General features: G+C 68.9%; 14 protein-coding genes. 4 read left to right on the forward strand and 10 right to left on the reverse strand.

The annotated features are described in order from the left end of the window. Window positions 1-468 precede the first annotated feature (468 nt). From BM393_RS11410 to polA, 10 genes are all read right to left on the reverse strand, one after another. The gene (locus tag BM393_RS11410) at window positions 469-1,977 is read right to left on the reverse strand and encodes a tripartite tricarboxylate transporter permease (RefSeq protein ID WP_091725382.1); all 1,509 of its coding nucleotides are present in this window, start codon (window positions 1,975-1,977) and stop codon (window positions 469-471) included. A 10-nt stretch (window positions 1,978-1,987) separates the two neighbouring features. Continuing rightward, a complete protein-coding gene (locus tag BM393_RS11415; protein ID WP_091725385.1) occupies window positions 1,988-2,455 on the reverse strand; it encodes a tripartite tricarboxylate transporter TctB family protein in 468 nt (155 codons plus the stop codon). A gap of 204 nt (window positions 2,456-2,659) precedes the next feature. Further along, window positions 2,660-4,498 carry a GspE/PulE family protein gene (locus BM393_RS11420; RefSeq protein WP_091731312.1) on the reverse strand — a complete coding sequence of 613 codons (1,839 nt, stop codon included), beginning with the start codon at window positions 4,496-4,498 and terminating at the stop codon, window positions 2,660-2,662. A 77-nt stretch (window positions 4,499-4,575) separates the two neighbouring features. Beyond that, entirely contained in the window at window positions 4,576-5,412 is an 837-nt protein-coding gene (locus BM393_RS11425) for a spermidine synthase (RefSeq protein WP_254783422.1), read from the reverse strand. A gap of 43 nt (window positions 5,413-5,455) precedes the next feature. Continuing rightward, complete coding sequence (locus tag BM393_RS11430; RefSeq protein ID WP_091731318.1) at window positions 5,456-5,983, reverse strand: DNA-deoxyinosine glycosylase; 528 nt, start codon at window positions 5,981-5,983, stop codon at window positions 5,456-5,458. After that, on the reverse strand, window positions 5,976-6,803 hold the full coding sequence (locus tag BM393_RS11435; RefSeq protein WP_091725388.1) for a TatD family hydrolase: 828 nt from the start codon (window positions 6,801-6,803) through the stop codon (window positions 5,976-5,978). Before BM393_RS11435 ends, BM393_RS11430 begins: the two co-directional genes overlap by 8 nt. 44 nt (window positions 6,804-6,847) lie before the next feature. After that, complete coding sequence (gene purU / locus BM393_RS11440) at window positions 6,848-7,738, reverse strand: formyltetrahydrofolate deformylase (RefSeq protein WP_091731323.1); 891 nt, start codon at window positions 7,736-7,738, stop codon at window positions 6,848-6,850. Between the two features lie 106 nt (window positions 7,739-7,844). Beyond that, on the reverse strand, window positions 7,845-8,576 hold the full coding sequence (locus BM393_RS11445) for an ABC transporter ATP-binding protein (RefSeq protein ID WP_254783423.1): 732 nt from the start codon (window positions 8,574-8,576) through the stop codon (window positions 7,845-7,847). A 10-nt stretch (window positions 8,577-8,586) separates the two neighbouring features. Next, a complete protein-coding gene (locus tag BM393_RS11450; protein ID WP_091725391.1) occupies window positions 8,587-9,855 on the reverse strand; it encodes a lipoprotein-releasing ABC transporter permease subunit in 1,269 nt (422 codons plus the stop codon). 265 nt (window positions 9,856-10,120) lie between these two features. Then, window positions 10,121-12,898, reverse strand: a complete 2,778-nt coding sequence (gene polA / locus BM393_RS11455) for a DNA polymerase I (protein WP_091725393.1) — start codon at window positions 12,896-12,898, stop codon at window positions 10,121-10,123. A 114-nt stretch (window positions 12,899-13,012) separates the two neighbouring features. Between polA and BM393_RS11460 the strand changes: the two genes are divergently transcribed. The 4 genes from BM393_RS11460 to BM393_RS11475 all read left to right on the forward strand — a co-directional run bounded on the left by BM393_RS11460 (window position 13,013) and on the right by BM393_RS11475 (window position 17,574). Next, a complete protein-coding gene (locus BM393_RS11460; RefSeq protein ID WP_091725396.1) occupies window positions 13,013-13,357 on the forward strand; it encodes a hypothetical protein in 345 nt (114 codons plus the stop codon). Window positions 13,358-13,412: 55 nt separating this feature from the next. After that, window positions 13,413-14,396: a homoserine kinase gene (locus tag BM393_RS11465; RefSeq protein ID WP_091725398.1), complete on the forward strand. Its 984-nt coding sequence runs from the start codon at window positions 13,413-13,415 to the stop codon at window positions 14,394-14,396. Next, entirely contained in the window at window positions 14,393-15,229 is an 837-nt protein-coding gene (locus tag BM393_RS11470; RefSeq protein WP_091725401.1) for a BPSS1780 family membrane protein, read from the forward strand. Before BM393_RS11465 ends, BM393_RS11470 begins: the two co-directional genes overlap by 4 nt. 125 nt (window positions 15,230-15,354) lie before the next feature. Further along, window positions 15,355-17,574, forward strand: a complete 2,220-nt coding sequence (locus tag BM393_RS11475) for a PhoX family phosphatase (RefSeq protein WP_091725404.1) — start codon at window positions 15,355-15,357, stop codon at window positions 17,572-17,574. Window position 17,575 lies beyond the last annotated feature (1 nt).

The raw sequence follows: 17,575 nt of genomic DNA on the forward strand, positions 1-17,575 counted from the left end.
AGGTCGCTCGTTCAGACGCCCACGCTTATCGGCTGTAAATTCTTAAAGAACATCGAAGCCGCTTTCGCCAACTTCGTCGCGTCGCTGATTTGTCGCCAGCAGCGCAGAAGCGAGATTATGAACGATTCTTTTTGAATCCGTCAAGCAGTCTGCGAAATTATTTTCAGCGTCGACTGCGAGAATCTCGCCGCCAAATGAAAACCGGGACAAGCCCGGCCATTCATCCGACATCCCCAGCAGTTCCTCCGGGGGATTCGCTGCGAGACAGATGTCTGTGCAGCGAAGACCGCGACTGTAGCACAGCAAAAGAACGGCTCACAAGGACTACAAAGGAAAGTTGTTGACGATTGGCCGCGTCTCGCACGAATCGCCGCCAAGTCCTTGTCGCACCGTGCCGAGCCCTCACCGCTCAATGAAAAAGACCCGCCGAAGCGGGTCTTTCCAAGGAGGCAATGTCGGAAGCGGAACTCAGTCCGCGTCCTGGAACGCTTCCTCGCGCTTGTTCTTGATGGAAGGCAGCATCACGACGACCACCATCAACGCCGCCGCGATCAGCAGGCCGGCGGACAGCGGCCGGGACAGGAAGGTGCTCCAGTCGCCCCGCGACAGCAGCAGCGCGCGGCGCAGGTTCTCTTCCATCATCGGGCCGAGGATGAAGCCCAGCAGCAGCGGCGCGGGTTCGCAGCTCAGCTTGTAGAAGATGTAGCCCACCACCGCGAAGGCCGCCGTCATGAACACGTCGAAGTTGTTGTTGTTCAGCGTGTAGGTGCCGATGCAGCAGAAAACGACGATGGCCGGGAACAGGAAGCGGTAGGGCACCGTCAGCAGCTTGATCCAGATGCCGATCAGCGGCAGGTTCAGGATCACCAGCATCAGGTTGCCGACCCACATCGAAGCGATCAGGCCCCAGAACAGTTCCGGGTTGCTGGTCATGACCTGCGGGCCGGGCTGGATGCCCTTGATGGTCATCGCGCCCACCATCAGCGCCATCACGGCGTTGGGCGGGATGCCCAGCGTCAGCATGGGGATGAAGGAGGTCTGCGCGCCGGCGTTGTTCGCCGACTCCGGACCCGCCACGCCCTGGATGGCGCCCTTGCCGAACTTCTCCGGGTGCTTGGAAAGCTTCTTCTCCAGCGTGTAGGCCGCGAACGAGGACAGCAGCGCGCCGCCACCGGGCAGCACGCCCAGCACCGAGCCCAGCGTGGTGCCGCGCAGCACCGCCGGCCAGGCGTCGTGGAAGTCCTGCTTGGTGGGCCACAGGCCCTTCACGCTCTTGGTGAAGACCTCGCGATGCTCGGCCGGTTGGCCCAGGTTCGCGATGATCTCGCCGAAGCCGAAGATGCCCATGGCGATCACGACGAAGTTGATGCCGTCGGTCAGCTCGGGGATGTCGAACGAGAAGCGCGGCGTGCCGGAAATGACGTCGGTGTTGATCTGTCCGAGCAGCAGGCCCAGCAGGATCATCGCGATCGCCTTGACCAGCGAGCCCGAAGCCAGCACGACCGCACCGATCAGGCCCAGCACCATCAGCGAGAAGTACTCGGCGGGACCGAACTTGAAGGCCAGCTCGGTCAGCGGCGGCGCGAAGGCCGCGATGACCACCGTGCCCACGCAGCCGGCGAAAAACGACCCCAGGCCGGCGGCCGCCAGCGCGGCGCCCGCCCGGCCCTGGCGGGCCATCTGGTAGCCGTCGATCGCGGTCACCACGGACGACGATTCGCCGGGCACGTTGATCAGGATCGCGGTGGTGGAGCCGCCGTACTGCGCGCCGTAGTAGATGCCGGCAAGCATGATCAGCGCCGGCGTCGCGTCCAGCGAATAGATCGAGGGCAGCAGCATCGCGATCGTCGCGACCGGGCCGAGGCCGGGCAGCACGCCGATCAGCGTGCCCAGCACCGCGCCGCCAAAGGCATAAAGCAGGTTCTGCAGCGTGAACGCGGTGCCGAACCCCAGTATCAGGTTGTTGATCAGATCCATGTGGGTCTCCTCAGCCGCCCAGGAAGGTGGGCCAGACAGGGATCACCAGGTTCAGACCCCAAACAAAGATGCCCCAGCTGCCGATGGTCAGGACCACGCTGCTGAGCAGCGCGTCGCGCCAGTGGAATTCATCGCTGGCCAAGGAGACGCAGGTGATGAGCAGCGGCAGCGTGACGACCATGCCCAGCCGCGGCAGCGCGAAGCCGAACAGCACGATCGAGCCCACCACGATCAGCAGCGGCTTCCAGGCGAAGGCGCCGACCGGCTGGCCGCCCTCCGACTCGATCGTCAGCGCCTTGAACAGCACCACCGCGCCAAGCAGCGCGAGCAGGATGCCCAATCCGAACGGGAAGTAGGCGGGCCCGGGGCGGGCCGAGGAGCCAAAGCTGTAGTTCACTGCCGAGCCCCACGCGAACGCGACGCCAACGACCACGAACATCAGCCCTGACCAGAAGTCGCGTTGACTCTTGATCTTCATCGAGGGAACCTCTAGCGGCATGAATGGCGGCGATTCTAGGAATCGAGCCCCCTCCAGGCTCTGTGGTTATCACGTAATGGACCACACCGCCCCTCGCCCCGCCCATGCGGGGAGCTTCACACCCCCGTAGGCATGGGGCCCGCGCGCTGTCTGCGGGGACTTACCCGCCCCATGAGCGAGGGGCGTCCGCGCGACGTCCGCCGCTCAGTTTTCCCAGGTGGGCGTGCTGCGCAGGACCTCTTCCATCGTGGTGAGGCCTTCCGCGACCTTCATGGCGCCGGCCAGGCGCAGCGGACGCAGGCCTTCCTGGAGCGCCTGCCGGCGCAGCGCCGACATGTCGGTATTGGGGTGCAGATGCTTGCGCACGCTGTCGGACATCAGCAGCAGCTCGTACAGGCCGGCGCGGCCGCGGTAGCCGGTGTTGCGGCAATCCAGGCAGCCGACCGGCCGGTACGGCTTGACGCCGCCGTTCAGGCGCCACGGCTTGAGCATCTCGTTGAGCGACTCCCGCGTGACCTCGGGATCCGGCGCCTTGCAGCTGGGGCACAGGGTACGCACCAGGCGCTGGGCCAGCACGCCGATCACCGTCGCGTCGATCAGGTAGTTCGGCACGCCCAGGTCCACCATCCGGGTGATGGCCGACGCGGAATCGTTGGTGTGCAGCGTCGAGAACACCAGGTGGCCGGTCAGCGAAGCCTGGATCGCCATCTCGGCCGTCTCCAGGTCGCGGATCTCGCCGACCATGATGATGTCCGGATCCTGGCGCATCAGCGCGCGCAGGCCCTCGGCGAAATTGAAATCGATGGCGGGCTGCACCTGCGACTGGTTGAACGCCGGCTCGATCATCTCGATCGGGTCCTCGACGGTGCAGACGTTGACCTCCTCGGTGGCCAGGCGCTTGAGCGTCGAATACAGCGTCGAGGTCTTGCCGCTGCCCGTCGGGCCGGTGACCAGGATGATCCCGTGCGGACGCGCCGTCAGGCGGGTCCAGCGCTCGGCGTCGTGGCCGGAGAACCCGAGCTGGGCCAAATCCTTGACCGCCGTGTCGGGGTCGAAGATCCGCATCACCATCTTTTCGCCGAAGGCGGTGGGCAGGGTCGACAGCCGCATTTCCACTTCCTCGCCGGCCGGATTGCGCGTCTTGATGCGGCCGTCGAGCGGGCGGCGCTTCTCCACCACGTCCATGCGGCCGAGCAGCTTGATGCGCGCGGTCATCGCGCTCATCACCGAGGGCGGCAGCTGGTAGACGGTGTGCAGCACGCCGTCGATGCGGAAGCGGATCACGCCCATCTCGCGGCGCGGTTCCAGGTGGATGTCGCTGGCGCGCTGGTCGAAGGCGTACTGCCAGAGCCAGTCCACCACCTGCACCACGCCCTGGTCGTTGGCGTCGAGCTGGCGATTGCTGCGGCCCAGCTCGACCAACTGCTCGAAGCTGGCCGGCTGGTTGACCTCCCCGCTCTTCGTCGCCGCGCGCACCGACCGGGCCAGCGTGAAGAACTCGGTCGTGAAGCGCGCAATCTCCTGCGGATTGGCCAGCACCAGCTTTACCCGCTTGCGGGTGTGGGACTCGATCTGCGGCACCCAGCCGGCCTCCAGCGGCTCCGCGGTGGCGATGGTCACGTCGGTCAGGCCGACCAGGATGGGCAGGCAGCGCCGGGCCTCGGCGTAGCTGGCGGACATCACGTCGGCGACGCGGCCCACGTCGACCTTGAGCGGGTCGATGCGGACATACGGCAGCTTCAGGCGGCCGGCCAGCCATTCGGTGAGCGCCTCGATGTCCAGCGGCCGGCCGTTGGCCGCGCGGGTCAGGCCGGCGTTGCCCAGCCGGATCAGCGGATGCTGCGCGCTGTGGCTCGCGCCGAAGCGGGCCTCGGTGCGCTGGACCTGCTCGGCGTCGATGACGCCATCCTCCGCGAGCCAGTGCAGCAGCTGGCGCCACTCGAGGCGCTGGCCGCCGCCCTCGGCGGCCTTGGGCTTGGCGGGCCCGGGGGCGCTCGCCGGCGGGCGCGGCACGCTCGTTGGCGCGCTTGTTGTCGCAGTCATTGGCGCGGTGGATGGCGCCGGGCTGGCGGCCGGCGCGCCCTTGTCCTTGGCGCTGGTCGACGGGGTGTGCTTCATGGTCACTCGCCGGAGTCCGCGGCGGCGGAAGCCGCGTGGAGTTGCTGGATCACGTTCATCGGCAGCGGCCGCACCAGCTTCAGCCATTTGCGCGCCGGCAGCTCGTGTCTGGCCTCGATGTGGTCGGCGCGCTGCTCGAGCACCTCGCGGGTCGGCACCTCGACGCCGCGCGCGGCCACGACGATGGTGTTGCCCTCACGGGTCGGCGTCAGGTGCCAGACCTGGTCGGTGCCGAACACCTTGGCGATCCGCGCCGCGCTGCGCGCGAAGCTGGCGCTGCGGCCGAACAGGTTCACCGTCATGAGCCCGCCGTCGGCCAGCACGCGACGGCAGTCCGCGTAGAAGGCTTCATCGTCCAGCACCGGCGCCGCCGCCTCGTGGTCGTAGAGGTCGACGTTCAGCACCTGCGCCATGCCCCAGTTCGCCGCGTCGGCCACCCACTGGCCGGCGTCCTCGTTGAGCACCCGCAGCCGCTCGTCGTCGTCGGGCAGGTGGAACCAGTGCCGGTTGGCGCTGATGACGGTCGGGTTGATCTCGACCGCGGTGGTCTTCATCTTCAGCTGCTTGCGGCAGAAGCGCGTCAGCGCGCCGGCGCCCAGGCCCAGCTGCACCGCCTGGCCCTGGGTCATCTCGCGGGTGTCGCGCCAGAGCATCCAGGCCATCATGCGCTGGACGTATTCCAGCTCCAGCTTCTCCGGCTTCTTGACCCGCATCGCGCCCTGGACCCAGATCGAGTCCAGATGCAGGAAGCGCACGCCGTCGAATTCGCTCAGCGTCGCCTCGACCCACTCGGTCTTTCTGCCGCCCTTGTTGTTCTTCGAGTCCCGGTGCTTGCTCACGGCTGTCGTTCCCATGCCGGGTCCTCGGGGGCCCGCGCTGTGCTCAGGTGTCGTTCGAAGGCCCGGCGAGTTCCCGCCAGGCGCGAAGCTTGTCATCGTAGGGCATCGTGTAGGCGGGGCTGGAGCTGGGCAGCCCCAGAACGCGGTAACGGGCTGCAAGCGGACCGAGCTGCCGGAGCCCGAAACGCAACGCGGTGCCGCCATTGAAGCCGATCGTGCGCAGCGCCGGCAGTTGCGCGATCAGTCGCCCCAGGTCGCTGGCGAAGGGATTGCGGATCGCGCTGTCGAGGCTGCCGGCGCGCTCGGTCTCGGTGATGACGTCCCAGACGGCGATGCGATGCGCGCGCAGCGCGGCCAGGCGTTCCGCGTAGCCCATGGCGACGAGGTCGACGCCGAAGACCTCGCCGACCAGGCGCCAGAACTGGTTGCGCGGATGGCCGTAGTACTGCTGCGCGCGCAGCGAGGCCACGCCGGGAAAGCTGCCCAGCAGCAGCCATTCGGCGTCGGGCGCATGCACCGGCGCCAGGCCCTGCCAGCGTGTCGCGTCGAAGGCGGCGCCCGCGTCAGCCATTGGATGGCAGAAGCGCGGCCAGCCGCGGCAGCGCGGCGTGCGCATTGCGCGTGGTGATCGCGGCGGCCTGCGCGGGCGTCCAGCCGCGCAAGCCGGCCAGGCACGCGCCGATGCGCGGCAGCTCGCCCGGCTCGTTGCGCGAGCTCGCACCGGCGGCGCGCTCCTCGGCGGTGCGATACAGCCAGTGCGGCGGGATGTCGGGCGCGTCGGTCTCGACGACGAGCGCCTCTTCCGGCAGCTCGGCCGCCAGGCGGCGGATCTGCAGCGAGCGGTCGAAGGTCACCGTGCCGCCGAAGCCCAGCTTGAAGCCCAGCGCGAGGAAGGCGTCCGCCTGCTGCCGGCTGCCGTTGAAGGCATGGCCGATGCCGCCGGTCTCCAGGCCGATGCGGCGCAAGCCGGCAAGCAGCGGGTCCGCGCTGCGGCGCACATGCAGGATGACCGGCAGCCCGTGGCGCTTCGCGAGCTTCAGCTGCTCCAGGTAGAAGAACCGCTGCCTGGCCTCGTCCAGGTCCTTGACGAAGAAGTCCAGCCCGATCTCGCCGATGCCGACCAGCCGCGGATCGTCGCGGCACTCGGCGAGCATCCGGTCGAGCCGCCCGAGGTCGTCCTCGCGCGCCTGCATCACGTAGAGCGGATGGATCCCGAGCGCGTAGCTGAACCCCTGCGCGTGCGCCAACGCCCTCACCCGCTCGAAGTTGCCGGCGACCACCGCCGGGATCACGATCTGCGACACCCCGGCCGCGCGGGCGCGCGCCACGACGGCGTCACGATCCGCGTCGAACTCCGACGCGTCGAGGTGGCAATGGGTGTCGGTCCACATGGGTCCGCGGGGCTCCACCGACGGCGGCGCGGTCCGGGGACCGCTCAGCGGAAGACCACCGTGCGGTGGCCGTTGAGCAGCACGCGGTGTTCGGCATGCCACTGGATCGCTCGGGCGAGCGTCACGCATTCGGTGTCGCGGCCGATGGCCACCAGCTGGTCCGGCGTCATCGAGTGGTCGATGCGGGCCACGTCCTGCTCGATGATCGGGCCCTCGTCGAGGTCGGAGGTCACGTAGTGCGCGGTCGCGCCGATCAGCTTGACGCCGCGCTCATGGGCCTGGTGGTACGGGCGCGCGCCCTTGAAGCTGGGCAGGAAGCTGTGATGGATGTTGATCGCCCGGCCTTCCAGGAAGCGGCACATCTCCGGCGACAGGATCTGCATGTAGCGCGCCAGCACGACCAGGTCGATCTGCTGCTCCTCGATCAGATCGCGGATCTTGCGCTCCTGGGCCTGCTTCTGCTCGTCGGTCGCGTGCAGCAGCGGCAGGTGGTGGAAGGGGATGTCGTGCGAGGCGGCCAGCTGATAGAAGTCGCGATGGTTGGAGACGATGGCCGGGATCTCGATCGCCAGGTGGCCGGTCTGCACGCGGAACAGCAGGTCGTTCAGGCAGTGTCCGAGCTTGGACACCAGCAGCAGCACGCGCGTCTTGCGCTGCGCGTCGACCAGTTCCCAGTCCATCGCCAGCCGGCCGGCCAGCGGGGCGAAGGCCTCGCGCAGGGCGGCGGCGGGACGGGGCGTGGCGCACTCGAACTCGATCCGCATGAAGAAGCGGCGGTGGTCGGCGTCGCCGTGCTGGGCCGAGGTCAGGATGTTGGCGCCCTGCTCCAGCAGGACGCCGGTGACGGCGTGGACGATGCCGGCCTGGTCGGGGCAACTGAGCTTCAGGATGAAGCGGGTGGACGGGGCGTCAGGGGAATGCGTCGAGGCGGTCATGATGCCGCGCATCGTAATCCAGCGGCCGCCGCGGCCCGGGGCGGCCCCGGGCCGCATGCCTCGCGATCGGGCAACCCAGCCTCGATGCCGGGCTGCGTCGCCCGGCTCAGGTTGTCGTCGGCTGCAGCGGCTGCAGCGCGCCGCCCACCAGGCGGCGCTGGTGCTCGCAGCGCATCGCCAGGTCCTGGTCGTGCGTGACCATCACGAAGGCGGTGCCCAGCTCACGGGCCATCTCCAGCATCAGGTCGAAGACCGTCGCCGCGGTGCTGCGGTCCAGGTTGCCGGTGGGCTCGTCGGCCAGCACGCAGGCCGGGCCGGTGACCAGCGCGCGGGCGATGGCCACGCGCTGGCGCTCGCCGCCGGACAGTTCGCCGGGCCGGTGCTGCACCCGCGCGCCCAGGCCGACGCGCGACAGCACCCGGGCCGCCTGCTCCCGCGCCTGCTCCTGCGGCACCCGGCGGATGCGCAGCGGCATCGCGACGTTGTCCAGCGCGCTGAATTCCGGCAGCAGGTGGTGGAACTGGTAGATGAATCCCAGGTGCTGGTTGCGCCACTCGCCGCGCGCCTGCTCGCCGAGCGAGCCCAGGTCCCTCCCCATCAGCTCGACCCGGCCGGCGGACGGCTTGTCCAGCCCGCCGAGCAGGTGCAGCAGCGTGCTCTTGCCGGAGCCCGACGCGCCCAGCACCGCCAGCGTCTCGCCGGCCTTCACCGTGAGATCCAGGCCGTGGAAGACCTGCACGTCGAGCGGTCCCTCGACGAAGCGCTTGCCCAGGCCCAGGCCCTGCAGCACCACCTGCCCGGCGGGGATCCGCGCGGCGGCGGCCGCTGCCGGCTTCATGTCCTTCCCCTCATTCATAACGCAGCGCCTCCGCCGGTTGGACGCGGCTGGCGCGCCAGCTCGGGTACAGCGTCGCGACGAACGCCAGGATCAGCGAGGTCACGGTGATCGGCACGATGTCCGACCACTGCGGATCGCTCGGCATGTGGCTGATCACGTAGATGCTGGCCGGCAGGAAGGTGGTGTGCAGCAGCCGCTCGATGAAGGGGACGATCACGTCCAGGTTGTGCGCGACCACCAGGCCCAGGCCCAGGCCGCCCAGCGTGCCGATCACGCCGGCCAGCGCGCCCTGGATCATGAACACGCCCATGATCGAGCGCGGACTCGCGCCCAGCGTGCGCAGGATCGCGATGTCAGCCTGCTTGTCGGTCACCGTCATCACCAGCGTCGACACCAGGTTGAAGGCCGCGACCGCCACGATCAGGGTCAGGATGATGCCCATCATCCGCTTCTCGACCTGGACCGCGTCGTACCAGTTCGCGTTGGTGCGGGTCCAGTCGCGCACGTAGATGGCGCGGCCGTCCTGCAGCATCTGGCGCTGCAACTGGGCGCCGACCTCGCGCGCCTGCTGGACGTCGCGCAGCTTCAGCTGCACGCCGCTCGGCGTGCCGGTGCGGAAGACCTTGGCGGCGTCGGCCACATGGATCAGCGCCAGGCCGCTGTCGTACTCGTAGTGACCCGCCTCGAAGACACCCACCAGCGTGAACTGGCGCAGCGTCGGCTGCACGCCCAGCGGCGTCACCTGGCCCGAAGGAATCGCCAGCGTGATCTTGTCGCCCCGCTGCACGCCCAATTGACGCGCGAGTTCCACGCCCAGGATCACGTTCCACTGGCCAGGCACCAGGCGCGCCAGCAAACCCTCCTTCGCCAGCTCCGCCGCGATCGGCGTCACCCCCGGCTCGAAGGCCGGGTCGATGCCACGCACGATCGTCCCGCGCATGTCGGAACCGCGCGCAATCAACGCCTGGCCCGCGACGAACGGCGCGGCGGCAACCACCTCGGGATTCTTCTTTGCAGCGTCGGCGACGGAGCGCCAGTCCGGCAAACCCTCGCCGCTGTCGTTCAGCAACTCCACGTGCGCGATCACCGACAACATCCGCGAACGCACCTCCTTCTGGAAGCCGTTCATCACCGAGAGCACGATGATCAACGCAGCAACACCCAGCGCGATGCCAAACATCGACACGCCAGAAATGAAGGAGATGAAGCGGTTGCGGCGCCCCCCTCGCCCAGCTCGCGTGTAGCGCCAGCCGATCTGCAACTCATAGGGCCAATTCATAGGGGGTGGATGCTAACCGCTCCCTTTCGGCTGAGCGCTTAGGGGAGGCTGATGAGCGACGGCTTGCGGAACAGGCCCGAGGCCGTCGGCGCCGCTCGCAGGGCGCCAACTCGCTCCGCTCACCTGCGGTTCGCTTTGCTCGGACAGACGGCGCCCCAGTCAGTTCTGGAAGCTCGCAGCACCAACGGCCTCGGGCCTGTTCCGCAACCCGCGATGCACCGAGCCGCCCCCCTGCGTCGGCAGGGCGCGTCGTCAGCGCTCCCCGTCAGTGCGCCTCGTCCCAGTTGGCGCCGACACCCACTTCGGCCAGCAGCGGCACCTTCAGCGCCGCGACGCCAGCCATCAACGTCGGCACCTCGGACTTCACCCAGTCCAGTTCCTCGTCCGGCACCTCGAAGACCAGCTCGTCATGCACCTGCATCACGATGCGCGTCTTCTTCGCCTGCTCATCCAGCGCCTGCTGCACCGCGATCATCGCCAGCTTGATCAGATCCGCCGCCGTGCCCTGCATCGGCGCGTTGATCGCCTGGCGCTCGGCGCCGCTGCGCCGCGGTCCGTTGCCTGAATTGATCTCCGGCAGCCACAGCCGGCGACCGAAGACCGTCTCCACATAGCCCTTCGCCTTGGCGAATTGCTTGGTGTCGTCCATGTACTGGCGCACGCCGGCGAAACGGGTGAAGTAGCGGTCGATGTAATCCTTCGCGGCCTTCTGCTCGATGCCCAGCGATTGCGCCAGCCCGAAGGCGCCCATGCCGTAGATCAGGCCGAAATTGATCGTCTTGGCATAACGGCGCTGCTCCGGCGTGACCCCGTCCAGCCCGCCCCCGAAGACCTCCGCCGCCGTCGCCCGGTGCACGTCCTGGCCCTCCTGGAAAGCCTTGAGCAGGCCCGGGTCCTCGCTCATGTGCGCCATGATCCGCAGCTCGATCTGCGAGTAGTCCGCCGACACGATCACATGGCCCGGCGGCGCGATGAAGGCCTCGCGCACGCGACGGCCGTCCGCCGTGCGGATCGGAATGTTCTGCAGGTTGGGCTCGTTGCTCGACAGCCGCCCCGTCACCGCCACTGCCTGCGAGTAGGTCGTGTGCACCCGCCCCGTCTTCGCGTTGACCATCAGCGGCAGCTTGTCGGTGTAGGTGCTCTTGAGCTTGGACAGCGCGCGGTACTCGAGGATCTTGGCCGGCAGCGGGAAGTCCGCCGACAGCTTCTCCAGCACCTCCTCGTCGGTGGACGGCGCGCCAGTGGCGGTGCGCTTGACCACCGGCAGGCCCAGGCGGTTGAACAGGATCTCGCCGATCTGCTTGGGCGAGCCGATGTTGAAGGGCTGGCCGGCGATCTCGTAGGCCGCCTGCTCGGCGGCCACCATGCGCTGGCCCAGGTCGGCGCTCTGCGCCTGCAGCTTGGCCGCGTCGATCAGCACGCCGGTGCGCTCGATGCGCGCCAGCAGCGCCGACACCGGCATCTCGACCTGCTCGTAGATGAACTTCAGTCCCGCATCCGCCTCCAGCCGCGGCAGCAGCGTCTGGTGCACATGCAGGCACATCTCGGAGTCCTCGCAGGAATACTCCGAGGCCTTCGCCACCTCGACCTGCGCGAACGGGATCTGGTGCGCGCCCTTGCCGCACAGGTCCTCGTAGCTCAGCCCCTTGCGACCCAGCACGCGGTCGGCCAGCGCCTCCAGGCCGTGGCTGCGATGCGCCTCCAGCACATAGCTCTCGAGCATCGTGTCGTAGGCCGTGCCCTGCACGGCGATGCCGTGGTTGGCCAGCACGTGGGTGTCGTACTTGACGTTCTGGGCGACCTTCTTCTTCAGCGGATCCTCGAACCACGGCTTCAGGCGGGCGAGCACCTCGTCCATCGGCAGCTGCTCGGGCGCGTCGGGGCCTTCGTGGCGCAGCGGGATGTAGGCCGCCTCGCCCGGCTTGACGCTGAAGCTGATGCCGACGATGCGCGCCTGCATCGGGTCGAGCGAATCGGTCTCGGTGTCGAAAGCGGCCAGCTCCGCCGCGTTCAGCTGCTCGATCCAGGCGTCCAGGCGCGACAGGTCGACGATGGTCTCGTAGCGCTTGTCCACGGGGATCGCGGGATGAGCATGCTGCGCGAACGCGTCGGCCGCGGGCGCGCCGCCGAGGTCCGCCTCGGGCGCGACGCGCTTGGGCGCCTCGCCGCCGAGACGGGCTTCCAGGTCGCGCTTCCAGGTCTTGAAGCCGTTGCGCGCGTAGAACTCCAGCAGGCCCGCCTCGTCGACCGGGTTGAAGGCGAGCGCCTCCAGCGCCGGCCAGCCGGTCACGTGCAGGCACAGGTCGCAATCGACCTTGACGGTCACCAGCTTGCGGCCCATCGGCAGCCAGTCCAGCGCCTTGCGCAGGTTGTCGCCGGCCACGCCCTTGATCTTGTCGGCGTTGGCGATGACGCCGTCCAGCGAGCCATGCTCGCCGATCCACTTGGCCGCGGTCTTGGGGCCGACCTTCTCGACGCCGGGCACGTTGTCGACCGTGTCGCCCATCAGCGTCAGGTAGTCGATGATCCGGTCCGGCGGGACGCCGAACTTGGCCACGACGCCGGCCTCGTCCAGCTTCTCGTTGCTCATCGTGTTGATCAGCGAGACATCCGGCGTCACCAGCTGCGCCAGGTCCTTGTCGCCGGTCGAGATCACCACCTGGTGACCCGCCTGCGCCGCCACCCGCGACAGCGTGCCGATGCAGTCGTCCGCCTCGATGCCGGGCACGGTCAGCACCGGCCAGCCCAGCAGCTTCACCACTTCATGGATCGGGTCGATCTGCGCCCGCAGGTCGTCGGGCATCGGGGCGCGCTGGGCCTTGTACTCGGGGTACCACTCGTCGCGGAAGGTCGGGCCGGAGGCGTCGAAGACGCAGGCAGCGTGCTCGGCGCCGTAGTCGTCGCGCAGCTTCTTCAGCATCGCCACCATGCCGTGGATGGCGCCGGTGGGCTGGCCCTCGGGCCCGCGCAGGTCGGGCATGGCGTGATAGGCGCGATAGAGGTAGCTGGAACCGTCGACCAGCAGCATCAGAGGTTTGCTCATCCCGCCATTGTTGCAGGCGCGCGCCATCCGCCGTGTCAGCAGCCTGCGCCTGACGCGGCCCCTCGCCCAGGGGAACAGGGTTTTCGAGGAGGCGGGCATAGAATCGGCGCCACCATGAAAACCACCCGCCTCGCCGCCCTGTTCGCCCTCCTGGCCGCCACCGCGCTCCAGGTCCACGCGGCCGACGCGCCGCCCCCGGCCCCGGCGCCCGCCGAAACGGTGAAGTTCCGCGACGTGCCCGAGGTGAAGGTCGAGCAGCTCGTCAACGAGGACGACAAGGTCCGCATCGAGGAGACCCGGGTGCGGGGCCTGACCCAAAAGGTCGTGGTCAAGAACAAGGACAGCAAGGCGCCCGAGTACGAGATCCTGCTCGGCGACGGCGGTCGCGACATCCCCACCCGCCAGGGCGCCGACCGCGGCAACGCGGGCTCGCGGGTCTGGCGCCTCTTCAATTTCTGACCGCCCCGGCGCGACCCGCGCGGGTCGGCCCCCGGTCCGTTCCCTTTCCCCCTTCATGGCCGTATTCACCGACGTCTCGACCGAGCAGGCGCAAGCGCTGCTGGACACCCTGGCCCTGGGCGAGCTGCAGGCGCTCAAGGGCATCACCGCCGGCATCGAGAACACCAACTACTTCGTCACCACCGTCCGCGGTGGCGAGTCGCACGAGTACGTGCTGACGATCTTCGAGCGCCTGAGCTTCGAGCAGTTGCCCTTCTACCTGGAGCTGATGCGGCACCTGGCGCGCAAGGGGGTGCCGGTGCCCGCGCCGCAGCCCGACGCGCAGGACCGCATCCTGCACACGATCGCCGGCAAGCCGGCCGCGGTCGTGGACAAGCTGCGCGGCGGCCACCAGCTCGCGCCGGACCAGTTCCACTGCGAGCAGGTCGGCGCCGGCCTGGCCCGGATGCACCTGGCCGGCCAGGATTTCCCGCTGCACCAGGACAACCTGCGCGGCCTGCCCTGGTGGCGCGAGACCGTGCCGCTGGTGCTGCCGCACCTGGCGCCGGACCAGGCCGCGCTGCTCAAGGCCGAGCTCGCCTTCCAGGAACAGCTCGCGCCCAGCGCCGCGGCGCTGCCGCGCGGCCCCATCCATGCCGACCTGTTCCGCGACAACGTCATGTTCGACGGCCTGCCCGGCCGGGAGATGCTCAGCGGCTTCTTCGACTTCTACTTCGCCGGCGTCGACATCTTCCTGTTCGACCTGTGCGTCTGCCTGAACGACTGGTGCATCGACCTGGACAGCGGCCGCCTGGACGAGCAGCGCGCCACCGCCTTCGTCAAGGCCTACGAGTCGGTGCGCCCGCTGAGCGGCGCCGAGCACCGCCTGCTGCCGGGCCTGCTGCGCGCCGCCGCGCTGCGCTTCTGGATCTCCCGCCTGTGGGACTTCCATTTGCCCCGCGAGGCCAGCCTGCTCAAGCCCCACGATCCCACCCATTTCGAGCGCGTCCTGCGCGAGCGCATCGCCAAGCCGTGGCATGCGCTGGAGTCCCTCCCATGATCCTGCACCTCCAATCGGTCCCGCCGCGCAACGGCCTGCTGTGGGTGCGCCATGGACTGAAGGTGCTGCAGCGCAAGCCGATCGCGCTGATCGGCCTGTTCGGCCTGTTCGCGCTGTTCAACATCGCCATCAACTTCGTGCCGCTGATCGGGCAGGTGCTGTCGGCGGGCTCGCTGCCGCTGATGTCGCTGGGCTTCATGCTGGCCGCCCACCAGGTGCTGCAGGCGCAGACGCCCACTGCCTCGGTGTTCCTGCAGCCGCTGCGGCTCACGCCCGAGCGGCGGCGCGCCCAGCTGCTGCTGGGCCTGGCCTGCGCGCTGTCCCTGATGGCCGCCGGCGCGCTGTCGCTGCTGGTGGACGGCGGCGCGCTGCTGACGCTGCTCGAGATGCGCCAGAGCGGCCAGAGCGACGCCGCGATCGAGGCCGCCATGGCCGCCAATCCGATGCTCTTCTTCGGCGGGCTGCTGCGCATGGTCCTGCTGATGGCGGTGCTGGTGCCCTTCACCCTGGCCCCGGCGCTGATCCACTGGGGCGGCCAGGGCGTCATGCAGTCGCTGTTCTCGTCGGTGCTGGGCCTGTGGCGCAACAAGGGCGCCTATGCGCTGTTCGGCGTGGCCTGGATCGGGCTGAGCTTCGCCGGCCTGATCGTGCTGACCCTGTTCGCCGTGCTGCTGGGACAGCCCGGCCTGGCGCAGGTGCTGGCGGTGCCGCTGGTGATGGCGCTGGCCACGGCCCAGTTCTGCTCCATGTATTTCGTGTTCATCGACTGCTTCATGTTCGGCGCGCCCCGCGACCTGCCGGAGTCTCCCGGTACCCCGGGCACGCCCGGCTGACCCCCCGCCGGGCGCCCTGCGCCCGCGCGTTCCCCCGGACAGCGTCCTCACGACGATTTCACAGCATCGTCACTTGCTCTTCGCAGAATCCGCCCGCCTTTTCATTTGCAGCGGAGCCTTCAAGAATGAGCAAGCAGCACGACCTCGTGGCCAGCCAGTCCGACGTCAACGAGTACGACGAGGATGCCGTCCTCAACCCGTCCGCCAATCCCCATTTCGAGGACATCCTCGCCGCGCGCCTGTCGCGCCGCGTCGCCCTGAAGGGTGGCATCAGCACCACCGCGGCGGCGCTGCTCGGCGGCTCGCTCCTGAGCGCCTGCGGCAGCGACGATGACAGCACCCCGGCTCCTGCGCCCGCCCCGGCACCCGCTCCGGCCGCGCTGAAGATCGGCTTCACCGCGGTCGCCAAGAACAAGAACGACCTGGTGACGGTGCCCGAGGGCTACAACGTCAGCATCCTGCACGCGCTGGGCGATCCGATGCACTTCGGCGACGAGTCCTGGAAGGACGACGGCTCCGAGGCCGCCGACTCCTACAACCGCCGCATCGGTGACGGCCACGACGGCATGTACTGGTTCGGCATGAGCGACGCCGGCGCCTTCGACGCCAAACGCTCGGACCGCGGCCTGCTGGCGGTGAACCACGAGTACGTCGTCGCGCCCTACGGCCTGCACCCCGCCGGCCGCGCCGCGGGCGCCACGCGCAACGCCACCGAGGTCGAGAAGGAGATCTACGCGCACGGCGTCAGCGTCGTCGAGGTCAAGCGCGACGGCGCCAACACGACGATGGTGCGCGGCTCGCGCTACAACCGCCGCGTGACCTCGGCCACGACGATGGACATCACCGGCCCGGCCAAGGGCCACCTGCTGCTGCAGACGCTGTTCAGCCCGACCGGCGTGCAGACCCGCGGCACCAACAACAACTGCGCCAATGGCTACACGCCGTGGGGGACCTACCTGACCTGCGAGGAGAACTACCTCAACGTGATCAGCCGGGCCGCCGGCGATGACGCGCTGCGGGCGGGCGGCGCCAAGGAGGTGTCCAGCCTCAACCGCTACGGCCTGCCGCAAAACCGCAAGAGCCCCTACCTGTGGGACACCGCGGGCACGGCCGACCTGTTTGCGCGCTGGAACTCGTCGGTGACCGGCGCCTCCGCCGCGGCCGACTACCGCAACACGATCAACACCTTCGGCTGGGTGGTGGAGATCGACCCGTTCGCGCCGGACTCGACGCCGGCCAAGCGCACCGCGCTGGGCCGCTTCAACCATGAAGGCGCCTGGCCGGCGGAAGCCGTCGCCGGCAAGCCGATCGTGATCTACATGGGCGACGACTCGCGCAACGAGTACATCTACAAGTTCGTCTCCAAGGCCAACTGGGACGCGGCCGACATCGGCAAGGGCATGGCCGCCGGCGCCAAGTACCTGGACGAAGGCACGCTGTACGTCGCCAAGTTCAATGCCGACGGCACCGGCAGCTGGGTGGAACTGAGCTTCGGCAAGAACGGCCTGGACGGGACCAACGCGACCTACGCCTTCGCCGACCAGGGCGACGTGCTGATCAACGCGCGCCTGGCGGGCGACGTCGTCGGCGCCACGAAGATGGACCGGCCGGAATGGGGCGCGGTGCATCCGACCAACGGCGAGGTCTACATGACCCTGACCAACAACAGCAACCGCGTGGCCAACACCGCGACGCCGACTGGCAGCCAGCTCAAGCCGGACGCCGCGAACCCGCGCTACTACGAGGACCTGAAGGGCGCCAGCTCGCAGAAGGGCAACCCGAACGGCCACATCATCCGCTGGAAGGAAGACGCGGCCGACGTGACCAAGATGACCTGGGACGTCTACCTGTTCGGCGCGCAGGCCGATGCGGCGGCGGACATCAACCTGTCCTCGCTCACCGATGTCAACGACTTCTCCAGCCCCGACGGCCTGTACTTCGACAAGCGCGGCATGCTGTGGATCCAGACCGACGACGGCGCCTACACCGACGTGACCAACTGCATGATGCTGGCGGCGCTGCCGGGCAAGGTCGGCGACGGCGGCGTGGCCACGGCCGCGGGCGGCACGCAGACCCGCGCCGGCGCCAAGGCCTCGGCCGACACGCTGCGCCGCTTCCTGGTCGGCCCGAAGGAGTGCGAGATCACCGGCATCGCGATGACGCCGGACCACAAGACGCTGTTCTTCAACGTGCAGCATCCGGGCGAGGAAACGACGCCGGACTGGGCGGCCAAGACCTTCGGCAGCTACTGGCCGGCCAACCAGGCCGACGCCACGGTGAAGAAGCGCCCCCGCTCCGCGACGGTCGTGATCACCCGCAAGGACGGCGGCGAGATCGGCATCTGAG

It is taken from the genome of Mitsuaria sp. PDC51, assembly GCF_900113225.1.
In the GTDB taxonomy this organism is placed as follows: Bacteria; Pseudomonadota; Gammaproteobacteria; order Burkholderiales; family Burkholderiaceae_C; genus Roseateles.

Coding starts and splice junctions, on each gene's coding strand:
- BM393_RS11420 (WP_091731312.1), bottom strand. CDS start 4,498: ATGACTGCGACAACAAGCGCGCCAACGAGCGTGCCGCGCCCGCCGGCG.
- BM393_RS11430 (WP_091731318.1), bottom strand. CDS start 5,983: ATGGCTGACGCGGGCGCCGCCTTCGACGCGACACGCTGGCAGGGCCTG.
- BM393_RS11435 (WP_091725388.1), bottom strand. CDS start 6,803: ATGTGGACCGACACCCATTGCCACCTCGACGCGTCGGAGTTCGACGCG.
- BM393_RS11460 (WP_091725396.1), top strand. CDS start 13,013: ATGAAAACCACCCGCCTCGCCGCCCTGTTCGCCCTCCTGGCCGCCACC.
- purU (WP_091731323.1), bottom strand. CDS start 7,738: ATGACCGCCTCGACGCATTCCCCTGACGCCCCGTCCACCCGCTTCATC.
- BM393_RS11470 (WP_091725401.1), top strand. CDS start 14,393: ATGATCCTGCACCTCCAATCGGTCCCGCCGCGCAACGGCCTGCTGTGG.
- BM393_RS11465 (WP_091725398.1), top strand. CDS start 13,413: ATGGCCGTATTCACCGACGTCTCGACCGAGCAGGCGCAAGCGCTGCTG.
- polA (WP_091725393.1), bottom strand. CDS start 12,898: ATGAGCAAACCTCTGATGCTGCTGGTCGACGGTTCCAGCTACCTCTAT.
- BM393_RS11445 (WP_254783423.1), bottom strand. CDS start 8,576: ATGAAGCCGGCAGCGGCCGCCGCCGCGCGGATCCCCGCCGGGCAGGTG.
- BM393_RS11450 (WP_091725391.1), bottom strand. CDS start 9,855: ATGAATTGGCCCTATGAGTTGCAGATCGGCTGGCGCTACACGCGAGCT.
- BM393_RS11415 (WP_091725385.1), bottom strand. CDS start 2,455: ATGAAGATCAAGAGTCAACGCGACTTCTGGTCAGGGCTGATGTTCGTG.
- BM393_RS11475 (WP_091725404.1), top strand. CDS start 15,355: ATGAGCAAGCAGCACGACCTCGTGGCCAGCCAGTCCGACGTCAACGAG.
- BM393_RS11410 (WP_091725382.1), bottom strand. CDS start 1,977: ATGGATCTGATCAACAACCTGATACTGGGGTTCGGCACCGCGTTCACG.